The organism is Arcticibacterium sp., from assembly GCF_055134445.1.
This window is the reverse complement of record NZ_JBSRVI010000018.1, coordinates 43,370-53,659: the sequence shown is the minus strand read 5'-3', so window position 1 is coordinate 53,659 and position 10,290 is coordinate 43,370. Positions and strand designations below refer to the sequence as shown.

Genomic DNA, 10,290 nt, shown 5'->3' with positions numbered 1-10,290 from the left:
CCTTATTATTCTCCAAATAAACGTAAGGAGGAATATCGAGTGATGCAGGAATGATGTAAGAATAATCAAAACCGTACTGGTTAGGACCATTCCCTACTTTTTGAGCGAAATCCACGGGCCATTTACTGGTGCTATCTATAGCCCAGTCTAAACCCAAGTGCCATTTGCCAATACATGCCGTTTTATAACCATTTTCTTTTAGCATCTGTGCCACTGTAACCCTGTCTGTCTCTATGATGGAAGAATCGTAACTCCATGTCACCCCTTTTTTCATAACGCCTCGCCAACTATAACGGCCTGTTAATACACCGTAACGCGTGGGTGTACAAACGGCTGAACCCGAATGGGCATCGGTAAAACGCATTCCTTCCTTACTTAAATTATCAATATTGGCTGTTTGGAACTTAGCTTCGGAATTGTAAGCAGAAACATCGCCTATTCCCAAATCGTCTGTAAGAATATATATGATGTTAGGCTTTCTCTCTTCCTTACAAGAAACCGACATCCCCCCTATTAAAAATAAGGCGACCCAAAGATACTTTTTACACATTTTTTACCATTTTTAGTCTTCAAACTACACTTCAGCTAAACTAAGCTTTCCTTTACGTATCAGTCAAAATTAACTAAAAAACCTCCAATTTTTTAAACTAAATTTGACATACTGTAATTATCAAAAACCTAACCTTTAATGCGAGTTTTTCTCTTTTCTATAGTTATTGCTGGTCAATTCCTTTCTTGTCAGAAATCAAGCGATAAACAAAAACTTTTTGAATTAAAAACGGCGGAAGAAACGGGTATTGACTTTATAAATGAGGTTAAAGAAACCAAGGAGTTTAATATTTTAACCTTTCGCAACTTCTATAATGGCGGCGGCGTGGCGGTGGGAGATATCAACAACGACGGCCTACCAGATCTTTACTTTACCGCCAACCAAAAGAAAAATAAACTTTATCTCAACAAAGGAAACTTCACTTTTGAAGACATTACAGAAACATCTGGAACGGGAGGCACTAAAGCCTGGAGTACAGGAGTGAGTATGACAGATGTCAATGCCGACGGATGGCTAGATATATATGTCTGTAACTCTGGAGATTTAGAGGGCGAACAAAAAGAAAATGAGCTATTCATTAATAATCAGGACGGCACATTTACAGAAATGGCGAAGGAGTACAATCTCAATAACCAAGGATATGGCACACACGCCGCATTTTTCGATTATGATTTAGATGGTGATTTAGATTGTTATATTCTTAATAACAGCTTTAAAGAGCCAGACAGGATAGAACTATACCAGAGCATGAGAGATATTCCAGATCCTATTGGAGGTGATAGGCTCATGAGAAATGATGGCAATGTTTTTACCGATGTATCCAAAGAAGCTGGCATATATAGCAGTAAAATTGGTTTTGGCTTAGGTGTAGCCACCGGCGACTTAAACGGTGATTTCTTGCCTGATATATACATCAGCAACGATTTCTGGGAAAGAGATTATCTCTATCTCAATAACGGTGACGGCACGTTCACGGAAGACTTAAACAATAGAATCAATTATTGCTCTGTGTCAAGCATGGGTGCAGATATTGGTGATCTTAACGGCGATGGTTACCCAGAAATATTCACCACGGATATGCTTCCTGCCGACAATTACCGAATTAAAACAATGACCACTTTTGAACCCTTTCATCTAGAGGATTTGAAATACCGAGGTAACTACCACTACCAAATGATTCAAAATGGTCTTCAGCTAAACAATGGGAAAGCCGAATTTCAGGAAATAGCCTTACTGAGCGGCGTGTCTGCCACGGATTGGAGCTGGGGTGCTCTGTTTTTTGATTTTGATAATAATGGCATAAAAGACATTTTTGTAGCCAATGGGATTTATAAAGACATTATCTCAGGCGACTTTAGGGAATTTGTGGAAGAACCAGAAATCAGAAAAAGCTTGAACAATGGTGAAGCAGACAAAGATTTGACCAAGCTTACACAGCATATGCCATCCACACCTTTGATGAATTATGCTTTTGTGCAAAAATCCAATTTACAGTTTGAAAACGAAGCCGTCAATTTAGGGCTTGAGAAACCTTCTTTCAGCAATGGTTCCGTTTATGCCGATTTAGATAATGATGGCGATCTCGATTTGGTGGTAAACAATGTCAACATGCCGAGTTTTATATATGAAAATCACACTTCCGAGAATCATTATTTAAAAGTCAAATTTACGGGTTCTTCGAAAAACGCATTTGGCATTGGAGCCAAAGTTGTGGTGGAAACTGAAAACCAAACACAGGTTTTAGAAAATTTCATCAATAGGGGTTTTGAAAGCAGTATAGAACCACAATTGCTCTTTGGTTTAGGTAAAACCACGTCGATTAAAAAAATAACCGTGATCTGGCCAGACAGAAAATTCCAGATTATGGAAAAGGTAAATGCCGACCAGTTATTGAATCTTAGTTATGAAAACGCCACCGGAATTTATAGCCATGAACAGTCAAAAATAGCACCTTGGTTTTCAGACAATACGGAGAAATTAATATCACCAGAGGCTGTTCATCACGAAAACAACTATAATGACTTCGATCACGAATATCTTTTACATCAAATGCTCTCCACAGAAGGTCCAAGATTAATCGCCGGTGATGCCAATGGTGACAAGCTTGAAGATTTTATATTATTAGGTGCAAAGGGAGACAATGACAAACTTTTTATCCAGCAAAAAAATGGTACTTTTAAATTTAAACCTTCAGTCAGTTTTGAAACAGATAAGGGCTTTGAAAGCACTTGTGGGTCTTTCTTAGATTATGACGCTGATGGCGACAATGATTTATTGATAGGTGCTGGAGGAAATGAATCTGGCGTAGACCAAATCAACTATATCGTAAGACTGTATATCAACGACGGTCAAGGGAACTTTACCGTTGACCCCAATCATATACCTCCTGTAGTAGGAAACTTTTCTACTTTAGAGGTAAGCGATTTTGACCAAGATGGCGATCCTGATTTCTTTTTAGGAGCAAGGGCGGTAGTTGGAAGTTACGGATTAAGCCCAAAAAGTTATTTATTCCGAAATGAGAATGGAGCTTGGGTAAGCCTTGCAGACCCAGAAATTACCCATTTAGGAATGGTTACCGACGCCGCATGGGAAGACATAGATTCAGATGGTGACAAAGACCTTATTGTGGTGGGCGACTGGATGCCCATCAAAATTTTCATGAATGAAAAAGGCAAATTATCTAAACCCATCCTAGTCCCAAATAGCACAGGCTGGTGGCAAAGAATAGAATCAAAAGATTTAGACAATGACGGAGACCTAGATTTCGTTCTCGGAAACTGGGGCCTTAACACCAAATTCCAAACATCGTCTCAACTTCCAATAGACCTACAAGTGGATGATTTGGACGGCAATGGGAAAACAGATTTTATCATTAACTGGAAAGCTCCTGGAAATAACGAACTATATCCGTTTGCCTCAAAGATGGAAATCACCACTCAGATTCCTTCCTTAAAGAAAAAGAACATCAAGTTCGCGGCATTTGCCAATATGAAATATGCGGATTTTGTCACAAATCCAGACCATAACAGCACGCTCTCCTTAAAAGCGGAAAACCTAAAGACAGGCATCCTTTGGAATGAAAATGGTCAGTTTAAATTTCAAGCATTGCCTTTAGAAGCCCAAGTTTCACCCGTTTTTGGTATTTCCGTTGCCGACTTTAACCATGATGGCATAATGGACATTTGGCTCGGAGGTAATTTTTACGGTTTAAAACCGCAGCTCGGTCGTCACGATGCCAGCCGAGGCGTTTTACTCAAAGGTATGGGTAATAAAACTTTCCTTCCTATGACCAACCAAGAAGCAGGAATTGACATAAAAGGTCAAATCCGTGATGTATTAACTTTCGGTAATAAAATGATTGTAGCCAGAAACAATGCTGGAGTCAAGGCTTATTCGTTTTAAGTCTAATTCAAGTTATATAAAACAGCAAAACTAAAGCCATTTAATCTTGAGGTACCTCCATTATCTGACCTTTCATTATACCTCTCAATCCTTTCGAATTTGAACTCGGTTTCAACTTTTTCGGTAAGTCGAACTCCTGCACCCGCAAACCACTTAATAGAATGTGCTCTTACCATAAAGTCTTTATTCAGTAGGTTGCCGCCTTTCATTCGTACCTTCTTACCGTCTTCTAGAAAAGTATAACCTCCAAAAGATTCGTTGATTCCGAATCCTCCTGTCAAATAAGGATTTACCTTGATAGACTTAAAAAAGTAATTTCTCAATCCAGCATAAGCAAAGAGATTGTTAGAAGAAAATGAATGTATGTGTGAATAGATATTTCCAGATGTTTTAGTGGCTTTGTAAAAGTTATAATTTAAACCAAAACTAAAAAAACTCGAGCTTTTCCCTAAGGGATAAATCATATCCAAACTTATATTTGGTGAGACTGCGGAGGAAAAGTCCACATTTGAAACTACGCCTGTGACTAAATGAGGCAGAAAATAAGTAGCTCCCACACCTAATCTATATTTTATAACTTTTGATTTAGAATGGCTACCATCAGCAAGGTTATTATACCTGTTAATAAACTTCTTTAATGATGGTTCGTCATATGCTAAATCTGTTAATGAGAGCTTTTTATCCTTTGTTAAAAGGTAAAGCTGATTCACAAAGTTTCTATTTAAAGCCAACTCTCCATTTGGTTTGTAATAACTATGATAGATTAACTGAGTAACTTCATTATTTACATCTCCTACAAAAAAAATGGGAATACCATCATTGTTTTTCGAGGCATATAAATCAATCTCACCCGAAGTCACCAATTTCAAAAAGATATTAGAATTATCTCTAACCTCCCATTTTGACTTTGATGATTCTATTTTTGTTAAATGAACACTCGTTTTAATAGTCCTATAGGTCACATCATCAAAACCAAAACCAAGGCTTTCATGGGATGAAAATCGCTGAGTTTTAGAAGCTCCAGAAAACATAACCTCCACCTCATTGAAAGGAAACTTTAGAGATTTCTCAGAAATATCACATTTTAAAGTATCTCCACTGTTGTTAATCAAAAAACCAGGAAGAAAGTCTTTTTGCGAAAAGCCAAGAATATGGCATAGGCAGAGAAGAAAAATTAATTTAGTTTTCATTTATAGCTCGTGAATTTTATACGAAATAATACACCCAAATTAACACAAAGAGGGAGCCAAATTATGGCTCCCTCTTATAAATTTATCAAAAATTAAAACTTACTTAACATCCCACCAAACACGAGAAGTATACTCATTTGGTAATGTAGCTCCCGCTTGGAAGTTCTCACCATTAATAGATAACTCACCATTAGGAATTCTCAGTTTACGAGGAATAGTTCCACCTGTAATGTTACCTTGGTATTTTACAGGAGTAAGTACTGGGTATCCGGTTCTTTTCCAATCTGACCATGCATCCCACCAGTTGAAGAACTTACTCGCCCACATTTGCTCACCTATTGACTTTAATCCATCATAAGGATTCGCAGTAAGGTAAGTTGCAACAGCGGCATCTGAGACCGTAAGAGTCTCATCATAATGTACGAACTGTTGCAAGGCAGCCTTTACACCTTTAGCATAATGACCAGCAGCATCAGATGCTCCACCAATATTCTTTTGGGCAGCCTCCGCCAGTAAAAACTCAACTTCAGCGTACTCCATAAAAACGTAATCCTCATCATCATCAAGCAACTTAGGGTTGATAACCGAAAACTCTTCCATTACGTTAGCTCCAGCTCTACCTAAGTAGTCTTGAAGCGTACCTGCGTCTAAGCCGTTTGGAAGACCTTTTTGTGCCGCTGGGGCCATGTTTCTTTCACCAGGCTTACCAACTCCACCGCTCAATATTGATAATCTAGGGTCATTTTTGGCTTTTAACCAATCCACTAGTGTTTTACTCAATGGAGAAGGCTGACCTCCGTCACCCGTTGCAAAAGCACGAGAAATACCATTTTGGTTTGTCCACTCACTAGGACCTAAGTCTGTCATGATCATTGCTCTATCTTCATTGCTCGTCATAAGACCTCCACTGATAGCTTGGGTAGCGTATTGACTTGCCAAAGCAGCATCTACTTTGGAAACTCTCATGGCCATTCTTAGTAATAAAGAGTTACCGAATTTCTTCCATTTAGCGATATCACCACCATAGAATAAGTCTGCGTTTGCAAAACCTTCCGTTGGCGTTGTTGCATTCAAGGCTTTAGTAGCCTCTGCCACTTCTTTCATGATATCCTTGTAGATTAACTCTTGACTATCATACTTTGGAAAGAAAATACCATCCGATTTACCTTTCAAAGCCTCTGTATAAGGCACATTACCATAGTAATCTGTCAATCTCATAAAATTATAAGCCTTCAAGATTCTTGCTGCTTGAAGTGTATTCTCACGCTTACCAGCTTGGAAACCTTCAGGCCCGGCTTGAATGATAATTTCCTGCAACTCTTGTAAAACACCATTGTATAAGAAATCCCAAGGAGCAGCATCTGTTTCGGGATTCTCCGTGTATTTATCTCCAGGAGCTATTCCACCGCCAACATTGGCAATTTGCTGTATAGCATGACCAAACATTCCCATGTTGGTACGCCAGTCTATATATCTATTATCACCCCTGTTTCCTCCAGAAGCTGTACCCAACTGAGCTGAAGTCAACAAGAAATTCATGTCGATCTCGTTTATCGCTTGTGGGTTTATATTTAATTCTTTCAATTTTTCCTCATCGCAACTTGTAGCGAAAAAGAGCATTGAAAAGAATGCTATTGCTATTTTTTTCATATTGTTTCTACTTTTAAAATTAGTAAGTAAAGTTTAAACTAAATCCCAGGGTTCTAGTTGCAGGTAGGGCAAAGTACTCAAGTCCTTGGGCACCACCAGCTACAGAGTAAGAAGACTCTGGATCCACATTTGGGATGTCTTTGTAAAGTACTAAAAGGTTTCTTCCCACTATAGAAGCACTAATGGCTTGGAAAGGAGTTTTTCCAACAATGTTACGTGGTAAATTATAACCAAATGTCAACTGACGTAACTTTACAAAATCGGAACTGTACATATAAGAAGCAGCATTTCTATTTCCCAAATTTTGCCAGTAAGCTTGAGCTTGTCTAGGAGTAAGTGTCAAATTAAGTGGTTCTCCTGCTTCATTAACACCTGATATTGTAAGTGGCGTTTCTCCATCACGACCGATTAAAGAATTCTGAGAGAATCCCCACTCATCCAATCTTTGATTAGTACCAGAATGAACATCTCCACCAAACTTGCCATCAATCAAGAAAGTTAGATTAAAGCCTTTGTAGGTGAAGCTATTATTAATACCACCTGTAAAAGGAGCAACTCCTTGTCCTAGAATGGCATAAATATCATCTCTGACCGGTATCCCTTGGTCTGTAAACACTGGCTGACCATTGATTACTTTTTGAGAAATACCCGTAATTGTTCCATAAGGAGAACCTACAATATTCTTGATTCTTGTGGTACGTGTTCTTGACTCTTCTGCAGAAAGCTCCGTAGAACCTTCAATCAAACTAACTACTTCGTTTTTGTTCGTAGCAAAATTCAATGAAACATCCCAAGAGAAATCTTGCTTTCTTATCGCATTGGCTGTTAAAAGGAATTCAAAACCTTTATTGGTAATCTTACCTAAGTTAACGGTAGTGGCATTAAAACCAGACGCTGTCGAGATACTCGCATCAAGAATATCTTCTGTAGTGAATTGGTCATAATAACCTAAGTCTAAACCAATTCTACCTCCAAGAAATCTTAAATCTAAACCAAACTCAGTTTCCGTAGATAGTGCTGGGGTAATAAATGGGTTTGCAATAGTACTCCTGTTAGAGAAACCAGCCATATTCCTACCTAAGTGCGGATTTCCATTCAAACCATAAGGCTGTGAGGTTGCATAAGAACCTAAACTTCCAGTTATCCCTACTTGGGCCCAAGAAGCTCTTACTTTACCAAAGCTCAACCAAGTAGGCATTGCGTCTAGAAAAGCATCACTGAAGACAAAACTACCCCCTACTGATGGATACAAAATGCTCTTTCCGTCCAGAATTGAGAATTTATCCTGTCTAGCCGTAGCCGTTAAGAATAAATAGTTATCGTATCCTACTTCAGCAGAACCAAAAACAGAATTGATACCCGACTCGCTAAAACCATAACCAAAGTTTCTGTTATTAGCGGAATTCAAAGCATGAAAGAAGGGAACTGAGAATCCATTACCAGAAGCGGATATTTCCTCATACTTGCTATACTGCTTATTTCCACCAACAAAGGCGTTTACTGATATTTTACCAAATACATCGTCAAAACCTAACATGGCATCCATGTTTCTTTCTTGGCGATTTTGGAAACGCTCATTGATACTACCACCTTGCTGAAAACCTGTACCCTGTGGCGTAAGAGACTCTCCTTTAGTATAGTAAAAGTCAGTACTTAGTCTACCTGTAACAAAAAGAAAGTCAGTTATATCATATCTTAATTGCCCTGAAGCTGTTACACGATCTCTTACCGAATTATCGTTATATTGATATGCCGACCAGTAGGCATTAGAACCCCAGAAATTGGCATAATCAGAAAGCATTTCAGTACCAGGTGCTCTATTTCCAGCTGCATATACGCTCGGATCTAAACCAGAAGGTAAAGCTCCTAATTTATCAGGATCTCCCTTTGTGTCCGTAACATCAACGTTGGCAGGTATTTTCCATACCGCTTGATGTGGGTTACCTGGAGAGTCAGATACCCTTGGACGATTCTTTGCAGTTTCCTTCGAGTACAGTATTTTACCATTTACAGTAAGCTTCTTACCAAACTTAGAGTTGGTAGAAAAAGCGATATTAGTACGATCAAAATCAGAGTTAGGAACGATACTTTTCGATCTTAAATCAGCCAATGATAATCTAAAGTTTTGTTCTCCATTCCCACCGGAAAGAGAAACGCTATTCGTTAAAGCACTACCTGTTCTATAAAAAGCATCAAATGCATTTCCTTGATCGGTATATGGTCTATTTTCGCCAAATACATTAGGAACAGAGCTTACACTTCCTAATTTTGGTCCCCAGCCAATAGAACCCCAGTTGCTTGCCTCTTGAATAGTTCTAGGTGCAGTAGCCACTTCATTCACATAGTTTCCAGCACCATATTGATTTTGCTTTTCACTTTGATCATTGATTGTTTCTGCCACATAGTTTAGACCGTACTGAACGCCAAGTCCTTTTCTTTTTGTTCCTTTCTTGGTAGTTACGTTTATAACACCATTTCCTCCTCTTGAACCATAAAGTGCACTTGCATTGGCACCTTTAAGTACCGTGATAGACTCAATATCGTCAGGATTCAAACTAGAAAGACCATCACCACCATCAGAACCTCCCCATAAACCGGCAGATCCATTTTGGCTATTATCCATAGGCACACCATCAATTACATATAATGGCTGGCCTGAGCCACCTAAAGATTTATTTCCTCTGATCACAACTCTAGAAGAACCCGCAGCACCAGTTGCAGGAGCCGAAACGTTCACACCAGCAATACGTCCTGCAAGTGCATTTCCTAAATTGTTTTCACGAGCCTTGGTGAAATTATCTCCACCAACCTCTGTTACCGAATATTGAAGAGCTCTTTTGTCCCTTTCCACCCCAAGAGCTGTAACTACTACTTCTCCTAATGCATTTGCATCAGTAGCAAGGGTTACATTGATAACATTACTGTTAGCAACTGTAATACTCTGAGACTCAAACCCGATATAACTGTAAGTAATAGTCTCTCCTTTTTTGACAGAAATAGTATAATTTCCACCATCATTCGTAATGGTACCATTCGTAGTACCTTTTACAGTTACGTTCACCCCATATAGAGGAGAACCATCATCCTCCACCACTTTCCCTGTAATACTTACGGTCTGAGCCATAGAGTAAAACGAGATCAAGGTGAGGCTAAAAACTTTCCATATAGATAGTTTTTTTCTCATAGAATTAAGATTTTAAATAGTTGAAAAATTTGATAAAGAAAAAGGAATTAGGGGTTACTGTAGTTTATTTCGTTAGGGTTATGAAGTAAACCTACATCAGCAAAGGTAAATAAAAACGCATTATAGTACCATTTAATCAGACAAATGATTTTAGCACTATTTTATCCGATTATATTACTAAGGCATGCAAAAAAGAAAAACGGAACTCATCACTAAGGTGACAAGATCCGTTTTCAATACACGAACCAACTGAAAAAGAGCTACTAAATAAATATAATAGTTAATTAACCTATACTAACTTTTAATCAAAAAAA

General features: G+C 38.5%; 5 protein-coding genes. 1 reads left to right on the top strand and 4 read right to left on the bottom strand.

What is annotated here, in order from left to right; genetic code table 11:
* Positions 1-550, bottom strand: a 550-nt coding sequence (locus ACTBZY_RS02430; RefSeq protein WP_463044733.1) for a sulfatase-like hydrolase/transferase, incomplete at its 3' end; no start/stop codon positions are given.
* Between the two features lie 138 nt (positions 551-688).
* Here ACTBZY_RS02430 and ACTBZY_RS02425 point away from each other — a divergent pair.
* Entirely contained in the window at positions 689-3,952 is a 3,264-nt protein-coding gene (locus ACTBZY_RS02425; RefSeq protein ID WP_463044732.1) for a VCBS repeat-containing protein, read from the top strand.
* 2 nt (positions 3,953-3,954) lie between these two features.
* Here the strand turns inward: ACTBZY_RS02425 and ACTBZY_RS02420 are convergent, their stop codons facing one another.
* The 3 genes from ACTBZY_RS02420 to ACTBZY_RS02410 all read right to left on the bottom strand — a co-directional run bounded on the left by ACTBZY_RS02420 (position 3,955) and on the right by ACTBZY_RS02410 (position 9,976).
* The gene (locus ACTBZY_RS02420) at positions 3,955-5,142 is read right to left on the bottom strand and encodes a hypothetical protein (RefSeq protein WP_463044731.1); all 1,188 of its coding nucleotides are present in this window, start codon (positions 5,140-5,142) and stop codon (positions 3,955-3,957) included.
* 99 nt (positions 5,143-5,241) lie between these two features.
* Positions 5,242-6,792: a SusD/RagB family nutrient-binding outer membrane lipoprotein gene (locus ACTBZY_RS02415; protein ID WP_463044730.1), complete on the bottom strand. Its 1,551-nt coding sequence runs from the start codon at positions 6,790-6,792 to the stop codon at positions 5,242-5,244.
* Positions 6,793-6,811: 19 nt separating this feature from the next.
* Complete coding sequence (locus ACTBZY_RS02410) at positions 6,812-9,976, bottom strand: SusC/RagA family TonB-linked outer membrane protein (RefSeq protein WP_463044729.1); 3,165 nt, start codon at positions 9,974-9,976, stop codon at positions 6,812-6,814.
* Positions 9,977-10,290: the final 314 nt, after the last annotated feature.

Bases quoted from the DNA above. Each gene is read 5' to 3' on its own strand.
- ACTBZY_RS02425 (WP_463044732.1), top strand. From the start codon at position 689: ATGCGAGTTTTTCTCTTTTCTATAGTTATTGCTGGTCAATTCCTTTCT.
- ACTBZY_RS02420 (WP_463044731.1), bottom strand. From the start codon at position 5,142: ATGAAAACTAAATTAATTTTTCTTCTCTGCCTATGCCATATTCTTGGC.
- ACTBZY_RS02415 (WP_463044730.1), bottom strand. From the start codon at position 6,792: ATGAAAAAAATAGCAATAGCATTCTTTTCAATGCTCTTTTTCGCTACA.
- ACTBZY_RS02410 (WP_463044729.1), bottom strand. From the start codon at position 9,976: ATGAGAAAAAAACTATCTATATGGAAAGTTTTTAGCCTCACCTTGATC.